The sequence below is a fragment of the Pseudomonas nitroreducens TX1 genome (assembly GCF_000313755.1).
Taxonomy (GTDB): domain Bacteria; phylum Pseudomonadota; class Gammaproteobacteria; order Pseudomonadales; family Pseudomonadaceae; genus Pseudomonas; species Pseudomonas nitroreducens_A.
Map to the genome: position 1 here is coordinate 23,539 of NZ_AMZB01000103.1, position 20,689 is coordinate 44,227.

Annotated in this window: 17 protein-coding genes; 5 read left to right on the forward strand and 12 right to left on the reverse strand. The window is 64.9% G+C overall.

Annotation, left to right across the window (positions count from 1 at the left end; all coding sequences use genetic code 11):
• Nucleotides 1-3 precede the first annotated feature (3 nt).
• The 5 genes from C167_RS0111105 to C167_RS0111125 form a co-directional block, all read right to left on the reverse strand.
• Nucleotides 4-1,098: a polyamine ABC transporter substrate-binding protein gene (locus C167_RS0111105; protein WP_017518350.1), complete on the reverse strand. Its 1,095-nt coding sequence runs from the start codon at nucleotides 1,096-1,098 to the stop codon at nucleotides 4-6.
• 15 nt (nucleotides 1,099-1,113) lie between these two features.
• Nucleotides 1,114-1,893, reverse strand: coding sequence for an amino acid ABC transporter ATP-binding protein (locus tag C167_RS0111110; RefSeq protein WP_017518351.1), 780 nt, complete (start codon nucleotides 1,891-1,893; stop codon nucleotides 1,114-1,116).
• 1 nt (nucleotide 1,894) lies between these two features.
• Complete coding sequence (locus C167_RS0111115; RefSeq protein ID WP_017518352.1) at nucleotides 1,895-2,662, reverse strand: amino acid ABC transporter permease; 768 nt, start codon at nucleotides 2,660-2,662, stop codon at nucleotides 1,895-1,897.
• Between the two features lie 11 nt (nucleotides 2,663-2,673).
• Nucleotides 2,674-3,480, reverse strand: coding sequence for an ABC transporter substrate-binding protein (locus C167_RS0111120; protein ID WP_017518353.1), 807 nt, complete (start codon nucleotides 3,478-3,480; stop codon nucleotides 2,674-2,676).
• Nucleotides 3,481-3,563: 83 nt separating this feature from the next.
• Nucleotides 3,564-4,229: a GntR family transcriptional regulator gene (locus tag C167_RS0111125; RefSeq protein ID WP_017518354.1), complete on the reverse strand. Its 666-nt coding sequence runs from the start codon at nucleotides 4,227-4,229 to the stop codon at nucleotides 3,564-3,566.
• 753 nt (nucleotides 4,230-4,982) lie between these two features.
• On the opposite strand from C167_RS0111125, the gene mqo reads away from it, so the two are divergent.
• On the forward strand, nucleotides 4,983-6,617 hold the full coding sequence (gene mqo / locus C167_RS0111130; RefSeq protein ID WP_017518355.1) for a malate dehydrogenase (quinone): 1,635 nt from the start codon (nucleotides 4,983-4,985) through the stop codon (nucleotides 6,615-6,617).
• Between the two features lie 619 nt (nucleotides 6,618-7,236).
• On the opposite strand, the gene C167_RS0111135 is transcribed toward mqo, so the two are convergent.
• A complete protein-coding gene (locus C167_RS0111135; protein ID WP_017518356.1) occupies nucleotides 7,237-9,963 on the reverse strand; it encodes a cation-transporting P-type ATPase in 2,727 nt (908 codons plus the stop codon).
• Between the two features lie 888 nt (nucleotides 9,964-10,851).
• A complete protein-coding gene (locus tag C167_RS33270; protein WP_017518357.1) occupies nucleotides 10,852-11,403 on the reverse strand; it encodes an AraC family transcriptional regulator in 552 nt (183 codons plus the stop codon).
• Nucleotides 11,404-11,617: 214 nt separating this feature from the next.
• On the opposite strand from C167_RS33270, the gene C167_RS0111145 reads away from it, so the two are divergent.
• Nucleotides 11,618-12,529 carry a LysR substrate-binding domain-containing protein gene (locus C167_RS0111145; RefSeq protein WP_017518358.1) on the forward strand — a complete coding sequence of 304 codons (912 nt, stop codon included), beginning with the start codon at nucleotides 11,618-11,620 and terminating at the stop codon, nucleotides 12,527-12,529.
• 260 nt (nucleotides 12,530-12,789) lie between these two features.
• Here the strand turns inward: C167_RS0111145 and C167_RS0111150 are convergent, their stop codons facing one another.
• Genes C167_RS0111150 through C167_RS0111170 form a run of 5 tightly spaced genes read right to left on the reverse strand, consistent with a single transcriptional unit; the run spans nucleotide 12,790 to nucleotide 16,170 of the window.
• Nucleotides 12,790-13,317 carry a c-type cytochrome gene (locus C167_RS0111150; protein ID WP_017518359.1) on the reverse strand — a complete coding sequence of 176 codons (528 nt, stop codon included), beginning with the start codon at nucleotides 13,315-13,317 and terminating at the stop codon, nucleotides 12,790-12,792.
• A 15-nt stretch (nucleotides 13,318-13,332) separates the two neighbouring features.
• Entirely contained in the window at nucleotides 13,333-13,854 is a 522-nt protein-coding gene (locus C167_RS0111155) for a methylamine dehydrogenase light chain (RefSeq protein WP_017518360.1), read from the reverse strand.
• Between the two features lie 17 nt (nucleotides 13,855-13,871).
• Complete coding sequence (mauD, locus tag C167_RS0111160; RefSeq protein ID WP_017518361.1) at nucleotides 13,872-14,504, reverse strand: methylamine dehydrogenase accessory protein MauD; 633 nt, start codon at nucleotides 14,502-14,504, stop codon at nucleotides 13,872-13,874.
• A gap of 4 nt (nucleotides 14,505-14,508) precedes the next feature.
• Entirely contained in the window at nucleotides 14,509-15,048 is a 540-nt protein-coding gene (locus C167_RS0111165) for a MauE/DoxX family redox-associated membrane protein (RefSeq protein WP_017518362.1), read from the reverse strand.
• Between the two features lie 33 nt (nucleotides 15,049-15,081).
• Nucleotides 15,082-16,170, reverse strand: a complete 1,089-nt coding sequence (locus C167_RS0111170; protein WP_235154314.1) for an amine dehydrogenase large subunit — start codon at nucleotides 16,168-16,170, stop codon at nucleotides 15,082-15,084.
• A gap of 532 nt (nucleotides 16,171-16,702) precedes the next feature.
• Between C167_RS0111170 and codB the strand changes: the two genes are divergently transcribed.
• From codB to codA, 3 genes are read left to right on the forward strand one after another with little or no spacing between them, the layout of a single operon-like run.
• Nucleotides 16,703-17,962, forward strand: a complete 1,260-nt coding sequence (gene codB / locus C167_RS0111175; protein ID WP_017518364.1) for a cytosine permease — start codon at nucleotides 16,703-16,705, stop codon at nucleotides 17,960-17,962.
• The gene (locus C167_RS0111180; RefSeq protein WP_017518365.1) at nucleotides 17,959-19,170 is read left to right on the forward strand and encodes a PucR family transcriptional regulator; all 1,212 of its coding nucleotides are present in this window, start codon (nucleotides 17,959-17,961) and stop codon (nucleotides 19,168-19,170) included. The genes codB and C167_RS0111180 overlap by 4 nt, the downstream gene beginning before the upstream one ends.
• Nucleotides 19,171-19,191: 21 nt before the next feature.
• Nucleotides 19,192-20,433: a cytosine deaminase gene (gene codA / locus C167_RS0111185; RefSeq protein ID WP_017518366.1), complete on the forward strand. Its 1,242-nt coding sequence runs from the start codon at nucleotides 19,192-19,194 to the stop codon at nucleotides 20,431-20,433.
• The last annotated feature ends 256 nt before the right edge of the window (nucleotides 20,434-20,689 follow it).

Consider the following 20,689-nt stretch of genomic DNA (forward strand, 5'->3'; position numbering starts at 1 on the left):
GGTTCAGCGGTCAGTCTTGATACGGGTCCACTCGCGGGTGATCACGCGCTGGATTTTCGGCGGCAGGTCGGCGGAGACGTAGAGCTTCTCGATCACCGCGTCGCTGGGGTAGATGCCGGGGTTGTCGCGCACTTTTGCATCGAGCAGCGGAGTGGCGTCGGGGTTGGGGTTGGCGTAGCCGACGTAGTCGCTGACCGGGGCGATCACTTCCGGGCGCAGCAGGTAGTTCACCAGCGCGTGGGCGCCCCTGGGGTTCTTCGCGTCGCGCGGGATGGCGAGCATGTCGAACCAGAGGTTGGCGCCTTCCTTGGGGATCACGTAGCGCACGTCGATCTTCTTGCCCGCTTCCTGCGCGCGGGTCTGTGCCTGCATCACGTCGCCCGAGTAGCCGACCGCCACGCAGATGTCGCCGTTGGCAAGGTCGGTGGTGTACTTGGAGGAGTTGAAGTAGGTGATCGACGGGCGCAGCTTCTGCAGCAGTGCGGAGGCCTTGGTGTAGTCCTCGGGGTTGTTGCTGTTCGGGTCCAGGCCCAGGTAGTGCAGCGCCTGCGGGATGATCTTCACTGGTGCGTCGAGGAAGGCCACGCCGCAGCCATGCAGCTTGGCAAGGTTTTCCGGCTTGAAGATCAGGTCCCAGGAGTCCAGCGGGGCGCTGTCGCCGAGGGCGGCCCTGACCTTGTCGTAGTTGTAGCCGATGCCCACAGTGCCCCACATGTAGGGCACGGCGTACTGGTTGCCCGGATCGGCGGCTTCCAGGCGTTTCATCAGGCGCGGGTCGAGGTGTTTCCAGTTGCTCAGCTGGGCGCGGTCGAGCTTCTGGTAGACGCCGGCGTTGATCTGCTTGGTGAGGAACTGGCTGGACGGCACCACCAGGTCGTAGCCCGAGTGTCCGGAGAGCAGCTTGGCCTCGAGCATCTCGTTGGTGTCGAAGACGTCGTACTGGACCTTGATGCCGCTGTCCTTCTCGAAGTTCTTCAGGGTGTCCGGACCCATGTAGTCGGACCAGTTGTAGAAGCGCACCAGCTTGTCGTCGGCCTGGGCCGCAGTGGCGCAGGCGAGGAGGGTGAGAGTGCTGGCGAGCAGAACGCGTTTACGCATGACTTGTCCTTATCTTCAGAGAACGCGGCTGAGGAATTCCCGCGTGCGCGGGTGGTGCGGATTGCCGAAGACCTGCGCGGGCGGGCCTTCCTCGATGAGTTCGCCCTGATGCAGCACCACCACGCGGTCGGCCACTTCGCGGGCGAAGCCCATCTCGTGGGTGACCACCACCATGGTCATGCCTTCGTCGGCCAGCTCCTTCATCACCTGCAGCACTTCGCCCACGGTTTCCGGGTCCAGCGCGCTGGTGGGTTCGTCGAAGAGCATGGCCTGGGGCTTCATCGCCAGGGCGCGGGCAATGGCCACGCGCTGCTGCTGGCCGCCGGAGAGCTGGCCGGGGTAGTGCTCGGCCTTGTCCGACAGGCGAACGCGGGCGAGCAGGCGACGAGCCTGGTCCAGGGCTTCGCCCTTGGGCACACCGAGCACCTGTGTGGGCGCTTCGATGATGTTCTCCAGTACGGTCATGTGCGGGAACAGGTTGAAGCGCTGGAACACCATGCCGATGTCGCGGCGGCGACGGGCGATGTTGCTTTCCGAATCGCGCACCAGCTTGCCGTCCGGGCGTTCGCGGTAGCCCATCAGCTCGCCGTTGACGCGGATGCTGCCGCCCTGGATGTCTTCCAGGTGGTTCATGCAGCGGATGAAGGTGGTCTTGCCCGAGCCGGAGGAGCCGATCAGCACCACCACTTCGCCACGACGTACTTCCAGGGAAACGCCCTTGAGGATTTCCAGCTCGCCGAAGGCCTTGTGAACGTCGCGGGCCTGGATCACCACGTCTTTCATGTCCGGGATCATCTCAACGCCCCCTCAGCAGTTTCATGGCCTGCCGGCCGAACATCCGGTTCGGTGCCGCGGCCTGGCCGTCGGATTTGCCGAAGCGCGCTTCCAGCCAGCGCTGGAAGAAGCCCCACAGGGTGGTCAGGGCGAGGAAGTAGATCGCCACGACCAGGTACAGCTCGAACACGCGGAAGGTCGCCGAGGTGACCATCTGGGTGCTCAGCAGCAGTTCCTGCACGCCGATCACGCTGACCAGGGTGGTGTTCTTGAGCATCACGTTGAACTCGTTGCCCAGCGGCGGAACGATCACCCGGAAGGCCTGGGGCAGCACGATGCGGCGCATCAGCCTGGGGAAGGTCATGCCGAGGGATTTGCCGGCCTCGTACTGGCCCTTGTCCACCGCGCCGATGCCGGCGCGGATGATCTCGGCCATGTACGCGCCTTCGTTGAGCCCCAGGGCGATGATCGCCGCCTGGATATTGCCGGGCAGGATGAACAGCCCGAGGTCCAGGTCCTCGAAGCGGAAGATGCCGCCGGCGGCCAGGGCGGTGTAGAGGAAGACGATCTGCACCAGCAACGGTGTGCCGCGCATCAGCCACACGTAGAAGCGCACCGGGTATTGCAACAGCGGATTGCTCGACAGGCGCATCAGCGCCGCCAGCAGCCCGAGCACGCAACCCAGGAGCATGGCGCTGACGGCGATCACGCAGGTCAGCCACAGGCCGTAGAGGTAGATGTCGCTCGGCCGCAGCAGGTACTGCCAGAACACGTCCCAACTGAAGTTCATGGCTCGTTACCTCAGTCCAGTTTGTCGCCTTCGATATGCCACTTGGCCAGGAGGGCGGCGTAGCTGCCGTCGGCCTGCATGTCCTTGATGATCTGGGTGACGGCTTCGCTCAGCTGCTTGTCTTCCTTGCGGATGCCCAGGCCGGTGAGAATGCGCGCGAAGGCCGGCACGCCGATCTCGAACAGGTCCGGCGCCATGCTCTGGTAGTAACCGGCGGTTTCCACGGTGGTGCCGTAGGCGTCGGTCTGGCGGATGCGCAGGGACTGGAAGGCGTCGGTGTCGGTGTTGTAGACCACCACCTTCATCGGTGGCTTGCCGGCCTTGGCCAGCTTTTCGTTGTGGGCGTCGAGCAGAGTGCGAATGGTGGAGCCGTTGAGCACCGCGACTTTCTTGCCGGAGAGGTCGTCCAGGCTGCGGATACCCTCGGGGTTACCCTTGGCGACCACCACGGCCTGGCTGGAATACATGTAGTTGACCATGTCGATCACTTCGCGCCGTTCGGGCTTGTCGAACAACTGGTCCACCAGCATGTCGCATTGGCCGGCGAGCAGCGCCGGGATCAGTCCGGAGAAGGGCGTGATGCGCCAGTCGATCTTCTTGTCGCCCAGGCGCTTGGCGATGGCTTCGCCCAGGTCGATGGTGACCCCGGTGAGCTTCTGGTTGGCGTCATAGAAGCCCATGGGCGGGGAGTCCATGCCGCCGCAGAAGGTCACTTTCTGGACGCTCTGCAAGCGGTCGGGAATCTTCACTTCGGCGTGCGCCAGCGGGGCGGCCAGGCAAAGGGCGAGAAGGCACTGCGGGATCCTGCGTTCGAACATGTTGCTCTCCGGGGTGGGTTGCCAGGGGCAGTTCAGGGACACAGAAGTACGGGTCTAGGCGCCCGTTGCTTCGATTCTTTCTCTCAGGAGGACTGCGCCTCGAGGAATTTCGCAAGGGACGGGATAGTCCCCTCGATGTGGTCGCAGATCACCCGCTCGGCTTCGCGGGCATCACCCGAGCGCAGGGCGTCGAGGATCACCGCGTGTTCCTCGCGGGCGCTCATGGGCTTGTCGACGTGCTGCAGCCACAGGCGCATGTGCGGCTCGATCACGGAATAGAGTGCGGTGATCTGCCGTTGCAGGCGCGGACGACCGGAAAGGCTGCAGAGGTATTCGTGGAAGGCGCGGTGGCGGCTGACCCACCCGGCGCTGTCGTCGCGGTAGTCGTCCATTTCGTCGAGCATGCGTTCGAGGCGGGACAGGTCGCGGTCGGTGAGTTGTGGCACGGCGAGGCGGATGGCGAGGCCTTCGAGGGCGCTGCGCATCTCGAAGACTTCGCGCATTTCCTCGATGTTCAGGCCGCTGACGATGGCACCGCGGTTGGGGCGCAGGGTCACCAGGCCCTCGGCGTCCAGGCGCTTGAAGGCACCACGCACGGGCATGCGGCTCATGCCGATGTCGCTGGCGATGTCTTCGGCCACCAGCCGGTCGCCGGTCTTGTAGCGGCCGGTGCAGATGGCTTGGAGGAGATAGTCGTAGGCCTCGTCTTCAGCGCTCATCGGCGAGCGGGCAGCGGGTACCAGGCGCATGGGGGTTCCTCGTGGATTTTTGGATCCAAGTATCCATGCATGCAACTAAGCAGATGCCGTGCCAAGCCTGACGAACTGGTGGCGATTGGCCGAAGTAGAGCGGTGAGTATGGGAAAACGGCGTAGGACTGAGCGTGCGGGAACGGGGCGGAACGGTAACACACGGGGCGATTCGTGCGCGTTGGCGGTGCGCTTCGGTAACGTTCTGGTGCGTAGGGCGTTGGCTCGCTCCTATATGAAATCCTGCACGGGGGTTTGCCCTCTCCCTGAAGGGAGAGGGGACCGTTCGGTGCAGGACGAAACCATGGCTTCAGCGGGCAGGATCGGCTCCCTCTCCCTTCAGGGAGAGGGCGGGGGAGAGGGAAAGCTCAGGCACGGATTTTCAGAAGAAGACAGTTACTCCATCAATGGCTTGTAACAATACGAAGAGGCTTACAGCTCAGTCGGACAGCCGATAGTTGACTGCAAAGGTTGGTGATGCGCGGCGCTTTCGATAGAATGCGCAAACGTTTCAGCAGACCATGCATCCCTCCCACAACAAAAGCCAAAGCCGAAGGCTTTGCGTGTCTCTCTGCGCAGGACGTCCCTCATTCCATCAAGCAGGCCTCAGAGTCGGCGGAGGAGGGAACTGAGTCCCGACTCATCCTCGTCATCTGTCGCCTTGCCCATCGTTCGCGCTCTGTGCGCGGGGCCGGCCTTCACGCTGAATGACGCTGGTGAGGAAGGCCAAGCCCTAACGACGAGAAACCTTTCGATGATCAAGAAAGTTAGCGGGGCGCTGCTGGGCCTCGCTCTGGCAGTGAATTGCGCGCCCGCGTTCGCGGACACAAAAAAAGTCGACGTGCTGCTTATCGGTGGCGGCATCATGAGCACCACCCTGGGCGTCTGGCTCAACGAGCTGGAGCCGGGCTGGAGCATGGAGATGGTCGAGCGCCTGGACGGCGTCGCCCAGGAAAGCTCCAACGGCTGGAACAACGCCGGCACAGGCCATTCCGCCCTGGCCGAGCTGAACTACACCCCCGAAGATAAAGACGGTAACGTCACTATCGCCAAGGCGGTGGAGATCAACGAATCCTTCCAGATCTCCCGTCAGTTCTGGGCCTGGCAGGTGCAGAACGGCGTGCTGAAGAACCCGCGCTCGTTCATCAACTCCACTCCGCACATGAGCTTCGTCTGGGGCGACGACAACATCGCCTTCCTCAGGAAGCGCTACGAGGCGCTGCAGGCCAGCCCGCTGTTCCGCGGCATGCAGTATTCCGAAGACCCGGCGCAGATCGCCAAATGGGTGCCGCTGATGATGCAGGGCCGCGACCCCTCGCAGAAGATCGCTGCCACCTGGACGCCGATCGGCACCGACGTGAACTTCGGCGAGATCACCCGCCAGTTCGCCGGCTACCTGCAGACCAAACCGAACTTCAGCCTGAAGCTCTCCAGCGAAGTCGAGGACATCACCCGCAACGACGACGGCACCTGGCGCGTCGAGTACAAGAACCTCAAGGACGGCAGTGTTACCGAAACCGACGCCAAATTCGTCTTCATCGGCGCTGGCGGCGGTGCACTGCGCCTGCTGCAGAAATCCGGTATCGAAGAAGCCAGGGACTACGCCGGTTTCCCGGTGGGCGGTTCGTTCCTGGTCACCGAGAACCCGACTCTCGCCCAGCAGCATCTGGCCAAGGCCTACGGCAAAGCATCGGTCGGCGCGCCGCCGATGTCCGTGCCGCACCTGGATACCCGCGTGCTGGACGGCAAGCGCGTGATCCTCTTCGGGCCGTTCGCCACCTTCTCCACCAAGTTCCTCAAGGAAGGCTCGTACCTCGATCTGCTGGGCAGCACCAACGTCCACAACGTCTGGCCGATGACCCGCGTGGGCATCGATGAGTATCCGCTGGTGGAGTACCTCGCCGGCCAGCTGATGCTCTCCGACGACGACCGCCTCGCGGCGCTGCGCGAATACTTCCCGGAAGCCAAGGCCGAGGACTGGCGCCTGTGGCAAGCCGGTCAGCGCGTGCAGATCATCAAGCGTGACGCGGACAAGGGTGGCGTGCTGAAGCTCGGCACCGAGATCGTCGCCTCCGCCGACGGCAGCATCGCCGGCCTGCTGGGCGCATCGCCGGGCGCTTCCACCGCCGCGCCGATCATGCTCAGCGTGCTGGAGAAGGTGTTCAAGGACAAACTCGCCACCCCCGAATGGCAGGCCAAGGTCCACCAGATCGTCCCCAGCTACGGCACCAAGCTCAACGACAGCCCGCAGAAGACCTTCGCGGAGTGGAGCTACACCGCCAAGGTCCTGCAACTGGACCCGCCGCCGGCCATCGACCAGGCTCCTGCCGCCCAGCCGACCGACACTGCCCCAGCGCTGGAAAAGGCCGCTAGTGACATGGCGCTCTGACCGATCCAAGGTTCCACGGGCCCGCCGATTGGCGGGCCTTTTACTTTGAATTCACACGAATCTTGGCGCTGTTCGGAACACAAATGTACCGGCGCGATCCAAGAGAAACGAAACGCCGTTACGTGTGGCCGGTGCGGACATGGATTGCTCGCGCAGGAACGGATTCATCATTGATGATTTCGCTCGGCTCCCGGCTGGATCTGAGTAGTGGTGGATTGATCGCGGACACAGTCCGCTCCTACGCGAGGCTTGCTATTCGCGGTAACGGGAACACCCGGCATGCGCCTCCTTTCCCCTACAGGGAAGGGCCGGGGACCTGGGGAGGGAAGGGCGTGGCACTGTAGGGGCGAGCCCGCCGGTCGTGAGTATCCGGGCGGGGCTTGCCAGCGGGCTCGCTCCTACGGCGGCCAATGAGGTCGCTATCAGATGCGTCCTCAAAACCTCGTGGCAGAGTGGCATGGGCTGTTCGCGAGCAAGCTCACTCCTGCAACGGTATGGTTCCGCGTAGGAGCGGACGCCGTCCGCGATCGAATCTCCGCCACTCCAATTGATCAAGGCGCTGCGCCCGATCATTTTTAACCCCACGACACCCTGCACTCACACTCCTACGAAAAGCGCATCAGCTGCGCGACGCTTTCCAGCGACGGATCACCAGCTTCTCCAGCTCTACCGCGAAGAACACCACGACGCCGATGCCCAGCGAGATCAGCCAGCCGCTGAAGGGCAGGGCAACGGTATGGAAGGCGGTCTGCATGAAGGGCACGTAGATCACGAAGCACTGCAGCAGGATCAGCGCCAGGGTCACGGTGAGCAGCGCGCCGTTACGCAGCAGCGCGGTGTTCAGCGAGAACTCCTCCTGCAGGCGGCAATTGAACAGGTAGGCCCACTGCGCGGTGACCAGGGTGTGCAGGATCATGGTGCGGATGTGGTCGGTGTCCTGGCCGTTGCTGACCATCCAGGCTTCCAGCAGGAAGGCCGCGGCGGTGAGTAGGCCGCCGACGTAGAGCACCCGCCAGACCGCGAAGCCATTGAGGATCGACTCCTTCGCGTTGCGCGGCGGCCGGCGCATCATCCCCGGCTCGCCAGGCTCGAAGGCCAGGGCGAAGGACAGGGTGGTGGAGGTCGCCATGTTCATCCAGAGGATCTGCAGCGGCGCCAGGGGAATCACCGCGCCGGCGAGGATCGCCATGACGATCAGCAGGCCCTGGGCCATGTTGGTCGGCAGGATGAACAGCACGGTCTTCTTCAGGTTGTCATAGACCCGGCGGCCTTCGCGCACGGCGCCGGCGATGGTGGAGAAGTTGTCGTCGGTGAGCACCATGTCGGCGGCTTCCTTGGTCACCTCGGTGCCCTTGATGCCCATGGCGATACCGACGTCGGCCTGTTTCAGCGCCGGAGCGTCGTTGACGCCGTCGCCGGTCATGCCGACCACTTCCTCGTTGGCCTGCAGCGCGCGCACCAGGCGCAGCTTGTGCTCGGGGCTGGTACGGGCGAATACCGAGTACTGCATGGCGAGGGATTTCAGCCGGGTGTCATCGGCCTGCTCCAGCTCCTGGCCGGTCATGGCGCGCAGGTCGTTGCCCATGCCGAGCATGCCGGCGATGGCCACGGCGGTGTCCGGGTGGTCGCCGGTGATCATCTTCACCTGGATGCCGGCGCGCTTGCACAGCGCAATGGCCTCGATGGCCTCGGGGCGCGGCGGGTCGAGCAGGCCGGCGACGCCGAGGAAGATCATGCCGTCCTGCACGTCCTCGTGGTCGATCACGCCGTCATCGGGCTGCACCGGCTTGTAGGCGGCGGCGAGCATGCGCAGGCCCTGCCCGGCGATGAAACTCATCTCGCGCTCCCAGTACTCGCGGTCCAGCGGCTCCACACCGCCCGCGCCGAGCTGCTGTTGGCACATGCGCAGCAGCACGTCGGGCGCGCCCTTGAGGTAGACCAGGCTCCGCCCGGCAACGTCGCAGCGTCGCGCCATGTACTTGTAGGCGGAGTCGAAGGGAATCTTGCCGAACTTCTGGAACTCGATCTCCGGCAGGTTGGCTTTGCGCGCCAGGACTTTCAGCGCGCCCTCGGTGGGGCCGCCGACCACGCCCCAGCGACCTTCGTCGCCCAGTTGCAGGCTGCTGTCGTTGCAGATGTCTACTGCGCGGATGAAGGACTCCAGCGCGGTGTGTTGCGACCAGTCGAGCTCCTCGCTGGTGCTGCCGAAGGTGATGCGACCCCTGGGCTCGTAGCTCTGGCCCTCAACCGCATAAATGCCGTTGGCGAGCAGCACGCTCTTCACGGTCATCTCGTTCATGGTCAGGGTGCCGGTCTTGTCCGAGCAGATCACGCTCATGGCGCCGAGGGTTTCCACGGTCGGCAGCTTGCGGATGATCGCCTTGTTCTGTGCCATGCGTTGCACGCCCAGCGACAGGATGATCGAGACGATGGCCGGCAGGCCCTCCGGTACCGAGGCCACCGCCAGGCTGATCAGCGACAGCAGCAGTTCGCCGAAGGGGTAGTCGTGCCAGAAGAAGCCGATGATGAAGAGCGCCACCATCATGCCGATGATCAGTTGGAAGATGCGCTTGCCCAGCTCGGCGATCTGCCGCAGCAGCGGCGTCTCGCCCTCGTCGACGTTGGCGATCAGCTTGTTGATGCGCCCGAGTTCGGTGGTCGGGCCGGTGGCGATCACCACGCCGCGCGCATTTCCGGCGCTGACGTTGGTGCCGGAGAAGCCGAGGTTGGTGCGGTCGGCCAGCAGCGCTTCCTTGTCCAGTGCGTCGGCGTGCTTGCCCACGGTGAGGGATTCCCCGGTGAGCATGGATTCCTCGACCTGCAGGTGGTGCACGTCAAACAGGCGTACATCGGCGGGAATCTTGTCGCCGGGACGCAGGATGACGATGTCGCCCGGCACCAGCCGGGCGGCGTCCATCTCGACCTTCTTGCCGTTGCGCACCACGTGGGCGGTACTGCTGAGCATGCCGCGCAGGGCAGCGAGTGACTTCTCCGCCTTGTTCTCCTGGAAGAAGCCGATGCCTGCGTTGATCACCGCCACCAGCAGGATGACGACGGTGTCGGTCCAGTGGCCCATCAGCGCGGTGGCCACGGCGGCGGCCAGGAGGATGTAGATCAGCACATCGTTGAAGTGCCGGGCGAAGCGCAGCCAGAGCGGATCGACCGCCTTGGCCGGCAAGGCGTTGGGGCCGACGCGCAGCAACCGCGCCTCGGCTTCGTCAGGGGAGAGGCCCTGCGCGCAGGTCTGCAGATCGGCCAGGGTCTGGTCGACGCTCTTGCGGTACCAGTCGGTGCTTTTGGGGTCGGTGCTGTGCCGATTGCCGTCGGTGGTTTGCTGTGCAGTCATGCTTTGACTCCCGGCTCCTGCCAAGTGGGAAAGGTGAATAACTGCAGGGAAGCGTAGCTGTAGGAAATTGCTGTAGGGCTGTCATATCTCAAGGTTCGGCCGATCCTGGCTGAACCTTTCCTGAACGAAGCTGAGTCGAGGGTTCGCTGCGGCGGGGCGCGCGTCTCCGCAGGCGGGATGGGTGTAGGAGCAACTGTCTTTCTCTGAAAGTCAGTGCCCTGGACTCCCTCTCCCTAACCCTCTCCCTGAAGGGAGAGGGGACTGGGTTGGTGCAGGTTGAAACCAAAGCGTCAGCCGGCACGGACGGCTCCCTCTCCCTGAAGGGAGAGGGGACTGGGTTGGTGCAGGTTGAAACCAAAGCGTCAGCCGGCACGGACGGCTCCCTCTCCCTGAAGGGAGAGGGGACTGGGTTGGTGCAGGTTGAAACCAAAGCGTCAGCCGGCACGGACGGCTCCCTCTCCCTGAAGGGAGAGGGGACTGGGTTGGTGCAGGTTGAAACCAAAGCGTCAGCCGGCACGGACGGCTCCCTCTCCCTGAAGGGAGAGGGGACTGGGTTGGTGCAGGTTGAAACCAAAGCGTCAGCCGGCACGGACGGCTCCCTCTCCCTGAAGGGGGAGGGGACTCGGTTGGTGCAGGTTGAAACCAAAGCGTCAGCCGGCACGGACGGCTCCTTCTCCCTGAAGGGAGAGGGGACTGGGTCGGTGCAGGTTGAAACCAAAGCGTCAGCCGGCACGGACGGCTCCCTCTCCCTTCAGGGAGAGGGCGGGGGAGAGGGGCGAGGCTGGCACAGGATTATCCAGGTAGAAGCGGGCTCTGTCCGCGATCGCTTTTCCGCCGCTCAGGGGCATCCGGGACTTGGGCAAAATCAGTCGCGGACGGAGTCCGCTCCTACGAAGAAGTCAGCTCCTCCGCGCCGCCCACCCGGCTGGCCTGTCGCCAGCGGTTCGGCGTGCAGCCCACCAGCTTGCGGAAGCTGCGGCAGAAGTGCGACTGGTCGGCGAAGCCACATTCCTGGCTGACCTGGGAGATCGGGGCTTCGCCGCTGGCCAGCAGTTCGCGGGCGCGGTCGATGCGCAGGCGCAGCGCCCACTCCCGTGGCGCAAGCCCGGTGGCCTGCTTGAAGGCGCGGGAAAAATGGCTGCGCGACATACCGCATTGCTCGGCGACATCGGCGATATACAAACGGCTGAGCAGGCTGCCGGCGAGGATGTCCTTGGCCTTGCGTTCCTGCCAGGGGGCGAGGGCGAGGCGCTCGCAAGCATCCGGTCCGTCATCGCAGGGCGCGGGCATCCGGTAGTGTTCCAGCAGGTGCTGGCAAAGGCGCTGGCTGGCCTGGTGGAGGCCGTCGCCCTGGCTTTCCAGCGCCTCCATGAGTTGCTGGACCAGGCGGTGGGTCTGGGGGGCGAGCATGGTCGCTACCTGGTGGGCAGGTGCGGGCATGGCGTCTCTCTTCTCGTTTCATCGGCGGCTGAAATGCCGCTCCGGAATGTAAAAAAATCAAGGTAAATCAAGGTGATCCGATGCTCAATCGGATTAAGCCAAACGGTGCGCGAATGAGCACACGCGTCCAAGAAAAATACCCTGTTTCATGATCGACTGGCGCGGCCCTCGTCTTGTGCAAAGATGCCCACTCCACAGCCCCGAGCGACCAGCCATGAACCGAAACGATCTGCGCCGCCTGGACATGAACCTGCTGGTGATCTTCGAATCCCTGATGCTGGAGCGGAACCTCACCCGCGTCGGCGAGAAGCTGTTCATCACCCAGTCCACCGTCAGCGCCGCCCTGGCCCGCCTGCGGGACCTGTTCGACGACCCGCTGCTGGTGCGTGCCGGCCGCGCCATGGAACCCACCAGCCGGGCGCTGCATATCTTCGAGGAGCTGCGCCCGGCGATGGACGTGATCTCCGCAGCCGTCAGCCGGGCCAAGACCTTCGAGCCCGAGAGCAGCTGCAACATCTTCCGCCTGGGCCTTTCCGACGACGCCGAGTTCGGCCTGTTCCCGGCGCTGCTGGCGCGCCTGCAGCAGGAAGCGCCGAATATCACTGTGGTGGTGCGGCGCGCCAACTTCCTGCTGATGCCGGCGCTGCTGTCCTCCGGTGAGATCACTGTCGGCGTCAGCTACACCACCGACCTGCCGGCCAACGCCAAGCGCCGAAAGCTGCGCGATATCGGCGTGAAGGTGCTGCGCGGTGACGATCGCCCCGGCCCGCTGACCCTGGACGACTACTGTTCGCGACCACATGTGATGGTGTCCTTCTCTGGCGACCTGAACGGCGCCATCGACCTGGACCTTGAGCGTATCGAACGCCGCCGTCGCGTGGTGCTGGCCGTGCCGCAGTTCGGCAGCCTGCGCGCGCTGCTGCGCAACACCGAGATGATCGCCACCGTTCCCGACTACGCGGCCTGCGCGCTGGTGGAGGACAGCTGCCTGCGCGCCGAATCCCCCCCGTTGGAGATCAGGCCGGCCGAGCTGTCCCTGGTCTGGAACGCCGCCCACGACAATGACCCAGCAGAACGCTGGCTGCGCGAGCGGATGGTCGAGTACATGAGTGCGCCGGTGCCCTGAGACCCGGGCTCCGGCCTTTGTGGGAGGGGGCGCGCCTGAGTGTTCTGCCCAAAGACATGGTTAACAGGTGTTGGGAGACATGGGTAACGCATTCAGGATCACGGGATTGCTGAGTCGGGAGATCCAGCGATGCGGTGGAAGGAGTGCACACCTGTGCCCAGTCGCTATGAATTCGTTGTTTGGGCTGAGCAGCCTCAGGCCACTGTTCGCGCGCATAAAAAAGCCCGCTGGAGCGGCGGGCTGAGTGCGGAGGCAAATCTTCAATAGGAATCGCTCATCCCATCGGTGATGGCGATGCCCTGCTTGCGCATTTCCTGGATCAACCCGGCGCGGGTGCCCGGCAGGTTGAGCAGGGCCTGGTAGCGCGTGGCTTTGACTTCCTCGGCAGTGTAGGGCTTGAACTCGGCGGGCATGCTGTCGCCGGCCATGCCTTCCTTGCGCAGCAGCCAGTTGAGCAGGTCGGCGAGCTGCGCGTCGTTCAGCGCGGACTGGGACATGCCCGGTACACGCACGAGGAATTGCCGGCCACCGTCCACCTTCAGGAAGTTGCCGACGAAGCCGTGCAGGCGCGGCGTGTCGTTGGCCTTGCTGCCGCTGCCTTCGGTGAGGTGGCAGCCGGCGCATTGCAGCTGGTAGTTGGTGGCTGGGGTGTAGCTTTGCTGGGAGATCGGCCTTTGCACCTCCTCGTTGCCGGGCGCCGGCCGTTGGTGCGGATCGGGGATCGCACGGGCCTGGGCAAGGGGGGCGACCAGGCTGCAGAGCAGGGCGCCGACAACGAGACTGCGCATGTGACTTCTCCCGACCTAGACCGCGACGCCGCGGATGATGGTGACGGTGCAGTTGTAGATGCGCGACTCCGCGCCCAGGCACCAGTTGACGTCGTTGTTGTTGAACGGACGGTACAGCGGTTCCTCGCTCTCGTTGCGGGTACAGGCGCACTGGGAGCAGCTGTGCTTACCGCAGCAGTCGTTGTAGGAAATGATGTAGTCCTTGCCGTCTGCCGGATTACGGCAGGTACCGATCCAGGTCACCTGGGATGCATCAGTGCCGGGCGGGCAGGACGTGGTGGTGCCGCCGCAGCAGGAGCAGAGGAAGCCGTCGATGGAGCAGTAGCGCCAGTAGTCGCAGCTGTTCGGGTCACCTGGGTCACCGGCCTTGGGCGCCTCGGCGGCCAGCGCCTTGGAGGTGCGGTCGATCGGCAGGATGATCGGCAGGGCTGCGCCGGCCACCAGCAGCGAGCCGAAGCGGCCCAGCAGCTTGCGCCGCGAAGTGACGTTGGCCACCTGGCGGGAGGAGCGCTCGAACAGGTTGTCGAGGAATTTCATTCTTGTTCTCTCCGTGATCAGTGGCTGTGGCCGTGGCTGGCGTCGTGGGCGTGCACGCCGTTGTGGCTGTGGCCATTCATGTACTGCTGCAGGGTGGCGCTGCCCAGGTGCTCGACCTCGAACAGGCTGTCCAGGTGCTCGCGGGAGTTCACCAGGCCCTTGGCGCGCAGGATGCCCTTGCTGTCGATCAGCGCGGCGTAGGGCAGCTTGCCGATCTGGTAGGTCATGCCGACTTCCGGGCCGACCACGTAGGCAGCTTTCTCCAGACCATGCTCGGCGATCAGCGCCTGCTGGGCGGCCATGTCACCGTCGCTGACGTAGACCACGTCCAACTCGCCGGCCTTGTCCTTGGCGATGGACTTGATCGCCGGCAGCAGCGATTTGCAGATCGGGCAGGTCGGCGAGAGGAAGAACAGCAGTTGTCCGCGCTCACCTTCATAGCCGAAGTTGACCGGACGACCGTGACGGTCGGCGGCGGTGACTTTCGGCGCGGGCTCGTTGACGGCCACGCCCTTGTCGACCATCAGCGCGCCGGCCGGAGCGATGCGGCCGTGCAGGACGCCGATCTGGCGCACCAGCGCCATCACGGTGAAGGCGAGGGCGATGAGCAGCACCCAGAGAAGAATGTTGGAAACGATCAGGCCTTCCATTTGTTCACCTTCCGATGAGTTTGAGCAGACGGGGATGGTTCGCCAGCAGGCTGTCGGCCGCGGCGTACAGGAGCAGGGTGACGGCGCTGGCCGCAAGGATCACGAAGGCGTCGAACACGCCCAGCTCGCGAGCCTGCGGGCTGCCGGCGGCGAGCAGGCCGAGACCGGCGATGATCGCGTTGCGCAGCAGCAGCACCGGGCGCAGCGGTTGCATCTGGCCGGGGCCGGAGCAGCCGCAGTCGATGTCGCGACGACCGCGCCAGAGGTTGATGCCGATGGCGCCGGCATAGAACAGGATCAGCGCCGCGGCGGCCAGGGCTGCGACGTGGCGGCTCGCCGGCACCAGCAGGGCGAAGGCGATAACGCCCTCGACCACTGGCAGCACGCGGGCCACCGGGCCGACGAGCGAGGCTGGCAGCAGGCCGTAGTCTTCGACCTGGCGGGCGAAGCGCATCGGCGCGCGCAGCTTATGGCTGGCGGCGCTGGAGAGCAGCACCGCGACGGCCACCGCACTGGCGATGATCAGGATCGGATCGGAAAACATTTCCGTACCTCTCGGTTGGCTTTCTTGAAAGGCTTAGTGGCTCAGGACCAGGATCGGCGTCTTGGCGATCTTGTCCATGGCGCCGTTGTACTTGCCGGTCTTCAGGTCGAAGATCTGCAGGCCGCCTTCGATGTCGGTGCCCAGCAGCAGCGGCTTGTCGTCGGTGGTGGCGTGCAGGCTCCACACCGGCTTGGGCGCTTCCAGGGTGCCGATCTTCTTCTGCGTCTTCAGGTCGTAGACCCAGATGAACGGGCTCGGGTCTTCCCATTTGCCGGCGCTGTGCTCTTCATGCATCAGCACGTACATGCGGTTCAGCTTGGGCGCTACCGCCATCAACTGCCAGCCGCCAGTGCCCCAGCCTTTCTTGCGCTCTTCGTCGGTGGTCAGCGACCAGCTCGGCAGCATCTTCGGCTTGTCGCCGGAAACGTCCACCGGCTTGACCATGCCGTCGGTGGTGACGAAGAAGTAGGTCTCGCCCACGGCCAGGCCGCGTTCGTTAAGCTTCTCCTTGTTCGGGTCGAAGAACGGCGTCTGGCTGCGGCCGGTTTCCTTGCCGTCGTCGCCGATCCTGGTGATCTGCAGTTGGCCGTCACCGCACAGCGAGGCGAAGGCGCGCTTGCCCACCGGGTAGTTGAGCACGCAGCCGCTGATGGCGATCTCGCTGGCGACCTTTTTCTCTTGCGTGTCGACCACGGTGACCGAGGTGGACGGGGTGAAGTTGTAGATGTAGACGAAGCGATCGTCCGAGCTGGTGCCCAGGGCGTACTTCTGGGTCAGGATCGAGGCGCGCTTGGCCGGGATTTCCACTTCCCACTTCGGACGCAGGTTCGAGGTGTCCCAGGCGGTCAGCACGTCGGTGCGCACGCCGCGGGTGCCGCGGGAGTAGAAGGTGTCGGCGGAATACAGGGTCTTGGCGTCGTGGCTCAGGGTGGACGGCGCGACGAAACCGGTGCTGACCATGCCCAGCATCTTCTTCTGCTCGGGGTCGACGACGGTGACGCGGCCGGCGATGAAGTTCTCGAACTCCACGTCGACGATGTAGGCGCGGTGCGGCGAGGGCGGGAATGGCAAGACGGTCTCACCGATGCTCTCGGTCGGCAGCTCGGCCTGGGCTGCGCCCATCGCGATGCATGTGGCCAGCGCGAGGACCGATGGAGCGAGGAACCTGGCGACGCTCATTGGCGGGTACTCCCTTTTTCTTGTTGGCGGGCTTTCGGTTGTTTTCAGGCCGCCTGCCCAGCGCAGGCAGCGGACGGAACAGTGAGCAGAGTCTGCCTGCGTCGGGGCAGGGCGGACTTGTTGTCCGTGCCATTTCCTTGTCTGGGGGTGACAGCGTGTCGTAGGCAGAAAGTGCAGATCGCCGCTGCGCTTCGCGGCAGGAATTCCGCCGAACGGCAGTGATCAATGTCAGGGGATTCGTCTGTTTTGGTGCGAAAAGGCTGCAGAGTGCCCCGAAAATCCGCACAATGCACATTTGAGCTATCTTGAAACGCCGTTACACCCACCGGAAGTGTGCATTGTGAACAGTTCACAATGTTCGACATGCTCAAAATTTCCGCGTCGTTCCTGATTGGCTTTTCCGGCCCGCTATTTGCGTTGGGCCGGGAGTCCTCAACCAATCCTCGCGGATGCTCCCCCGATGAAAAAAACCTCGATGAGTTCCCCCAGTGAGTTCCCCCTGAGCGCGACGCCCAGGGAAGGGCGCAAGGGCCTGCTGCCCATCGCCATGGTCCTGTTCAGCTTCACCTTCTTCACCGGCACCATGTTCGCCGGCGGCAAGATCGGCATGGCCTTCGATTTCGTCGACATGCTCTGGGTCGCCTTCATCGGCAACGTGCTGCTCGCCATCTACGCCGCCGCCCTGGGCCTGATCGCCTCGCGCAGCGGCCTGAACACCGTGCTGATGGGCCGCTTCTGCTTCGGCGAGCGCGGCAGCAAGCTGTCCGACTTCCTCCTCGGTTTCGCGGAACTGGGCTGGTACGCCTGGGGCACCGCCACCGTCGCCATCGTGCTGGTGAAGATGCTGAGCCTGCCCGAGTGGCTGAACATTCCGCTGATGGTGGTGTTCGGCCTGCTGTTCTCGATCACCGCGATCATCGGCTTCAAGGGCCTGGACATCATGTCCCGCGTGTCGGTGCCGCTGATGTTCATCCTGTTGGTGGCGTCGATGGTCATCGCCACCAACCATGCTGGCGGCTGGAGCGGCCTGCTGGCGAAGGAGCCGAGCCAGACCCTGACCTTCTCCGCCGCCGTGACCATGGTCTTCGGCACCTTCGCCAGCGGCGCGACCCAGGCCACCAACTGGACGCGCATGGCCCGCAGCGGGCGCATCGCGGTGATCGCCAGCGTGGTCGCCTTCCTCATCGGCAACGGTTTGATGATCGTCGCCGGCGCCTGGTGCGCCATCGTCTACCAGAACGCCGACATCGTCGAAGTGATGGTGCTGCAGGGCCTGTCCTTCGCCGCGGTGATCATGCTCTGCCTGAACCTGTGGACCATCCAGGGCCCGACCATCTACAACGTTTCCGCCGCCGCCTGCCACCTGGTGCGCAGCGAGCGCCGCCGCAGCATGACCCTGCTGGCCGCCGGTATCGGCATCATCCTCGCCATCGGCGGCATGTACGAATGGCTGATCCCGTTCCTGGTGCTGCTGGGCTCGATCATCCCGCCGCTGGGCGGCGTGATCATGGCCGACTTCTGGTACCGCAACCGCGGCGAGTACCCGGCGCTGGTAGGCACGCACATCCCGGCCTTCAACGTCTCGGGCCTCGCGTCCTACGCGGTCGGCGCCGGCCTGGCCTACGCCTCGCCATGGATCGCGCCGCTGGTGGGCATCGCCGCCTCGGCCCTCTGCTACATCGCCCTCACCGAAGTCACCCGCGCCCGTGCGCCGGTGGCCGAGCCGCGCGCTTGAGCCTGAGCGTCGAGGAAATCCTCCGCCTGCCGGGGCTGGAAAGCCTCGCGCTGCGAGCCGGCGCGCGCAACCTGCATCGCAGCGTGCGCTGGTCCTACGTGGCGGAGAACGTCGGCATTGCCGACTGGGTGATGGGCGGCGAGCTGGTGTTCGTCACCGGCATCAACCACAGCCGCGACGAAGCCAACCTGCTGGAGCTGGTGCGCGAAGGCGTCGCCAGCGGCATCGCCGGCATCGTCATCCTCACCGGCGACGAGTTCATCCAGCGCATTCCCCAGTCCGTGATTCATTTGGCCGAATCCGAGGGCCTGCCGCTGATCGAGCAGCCCTACGCGCTGAAGATGGTCATCGTCACCCACCTGATCGGCACGGCGCTGGTGCAGATGACCCAGGTGAAGACTTCGCGCCGCGACATCCTCGGCCAATTGCTCAGCGGCGACTTCCCCAGCCTGGAAATCGTCCGGCGCCGTGCGCAACACCTGCAGTTGCCGCTGGAGGTCCCGCGTCGCCTGGTGGCGTTGCGGCTGTCGGGCGTCGACACACTGTTCCAGCAGCACGATCCCGAAGAGGCCGAACGCGCGCTGCAGCTGACGCGTCAACGCCTGCTCGATCACCTGGAAAACTGGCAGCAGGAACGCCCGGAGCGCCTGCCGGTGGTGATTCAGGGCGATCTTTTCGTCCTGTTGCTAGCCCACGCCGAGCGCGCCGAATTGCACGCCCTGGCTGCCGAACTGCAGCAGCAACTGGCACCGCTGCGTGTTTACCTCGGTCTTTCCGCCTGCGCCGATAGCTGCGCGGAATATCCCCGTGCGCTGCTCGAAGCGCGCCAGGCCCTGGACGTTGCCGAAGGCATGCAGGCGCCCGGTGGCTTCTGCGACTACCGTGAGCTGGGCGTGCTGCGCCTGCTGCGGGCGATCCCCGATCGCGCGGTGGTCGAGCAGTTCATGAAAGACACCCTCGGCCCGCTCTCGGAGCCGGGGCGCAAACAGCCGCACCTGCTGATCGAGACGCTCGACGCGCTCGTCCAGGAGAACGGCAACGCGCTCAGGGCGGCACAGCGCCTGGGCATTCACCGTAACACCCTGAACCAGCGGATCGCGCGCATCGAGGCCCTGAGCGGCCAGTCCCTGGACGACGCGCAGTTCCGCCTGAATACCTCCGTGGCGCTGCTCATCTGGCGTATGTCCACTGCGCCGCGCCACGAATAGCCTGAAGAGGAACAAGCGCCCATGAAGATCATCAACGCCTCGCTGCGCAAGCAGACCGGCCTGTTCACCATCCGCTGCGACGGCGACGTCATTGCCGACGTCGTCCAGCAAGCCGGCACCGTCACCGCCAGCGGCGACGACATCGACGCCTGTGGCAACCTGGCCATCGCTCCGCTGGTGGAGCCGCACATCCATCTGGACGCCACCCTGACCGCCGGCGAGCCGGAGTGGAACATGAGCGGCACGCTCTTCGAGGGCATCGAGCGCTGGGCCCAGCGCAAGGAAACCATCACCCACGAGGACACCAAGTCCCGCGCCCACACCACCATCCGCATGCTGGCAGCCCACGGCATCCAGCACGTGCGCACCCACGTCGACGTGACCGATCCGACCCTGGCCGCGCTCAAGGCCATGGTGGAAGTCCGTGAAGAGGCGCGCCACCTGGTGGACCTGCAGATCGTCGCCTTCCCACAGGAAGGCATCGAGTCCTACGAGGGCGGCCGCGAGCTGATGGAGGAGGCGATCCGCCTGGGCGCGGACGTGGTCGGCGGTATCCCGCACTTCGAGAACACCCGCGAGCAGGGCGTCAGCTCGATCAAGTTCCTCATGGACCTGGCCGAGCGCACCGGCTGCCTGGTGGACGTGCACTGCGACGAGACCGATGACCCGAACTCGCGCTTCCTCGAAGTGCTTGCCGAAGAAGCCCGCGTGCGCGGTATGGGCGGTCGCGTCACCGCCAGTCACACCACGGCCATGGGTTCCTATGACAACGCCTACTGCTCCAAGCTGTTCCGCCTGCTCAAGCGCTCGGGCATCAACTTCGTCTCCTGCCCGACCGAGAGCATCCACCTGCAGGGCCGCTTCGACACCTTCCCGAAACGCCGTGGCGTGACCCGCGTGGCCGAGCTGGACCGCGCCGGCATGAACGTCTGCTTCGGCCAGGATTCGATCAAGGACCCGTGGTACCCGCTGGGCAACGGTAACATCCTGCGCGTGCTGGATGCCGGCCTGCACATCTGCCACATGATGGGCTTCGACGACCTGCAGCGCGCCCTGGACCTGGTCACCGACAACAGCGCCCGCGCGCTGAACCTCGGCGCGCGCTACGGCATTGCCGCCGGCCGTCCGGCCAACCTGCTGGTGCTGGGTGTGGACAGCGACTACGAAGCGGTGCGCCAGCAGAGCAAGGCGCTGTATTCGATCCGCCATGGCCGCGTGCTGATGAAGCGCGAGCCGGAACGGGTGGAGCTGATCGAGGGCTGATGGGCTTTTCGCAGGAGCGAGCTTGCTCGCGAACCCAGGCCTCGCAGCGGGGCGGTTCGCGAGCAAGCTCGCTGCTACAACAGCCCTCGCTCAGTCATCTGGTGGAAGGCACCTGGATGCAGGGCAGGGCGCCGGTCGTGTCGGCATGCGTAGGAGAGGATTCTGTCCGCGATGAGTTCAAAGCGCGCCGGAGCACATCGCGGACGGAGTCCGCTCCTACAGGATCAAGAGCCCTCGCCCTGAAAGGAGAGGGCTG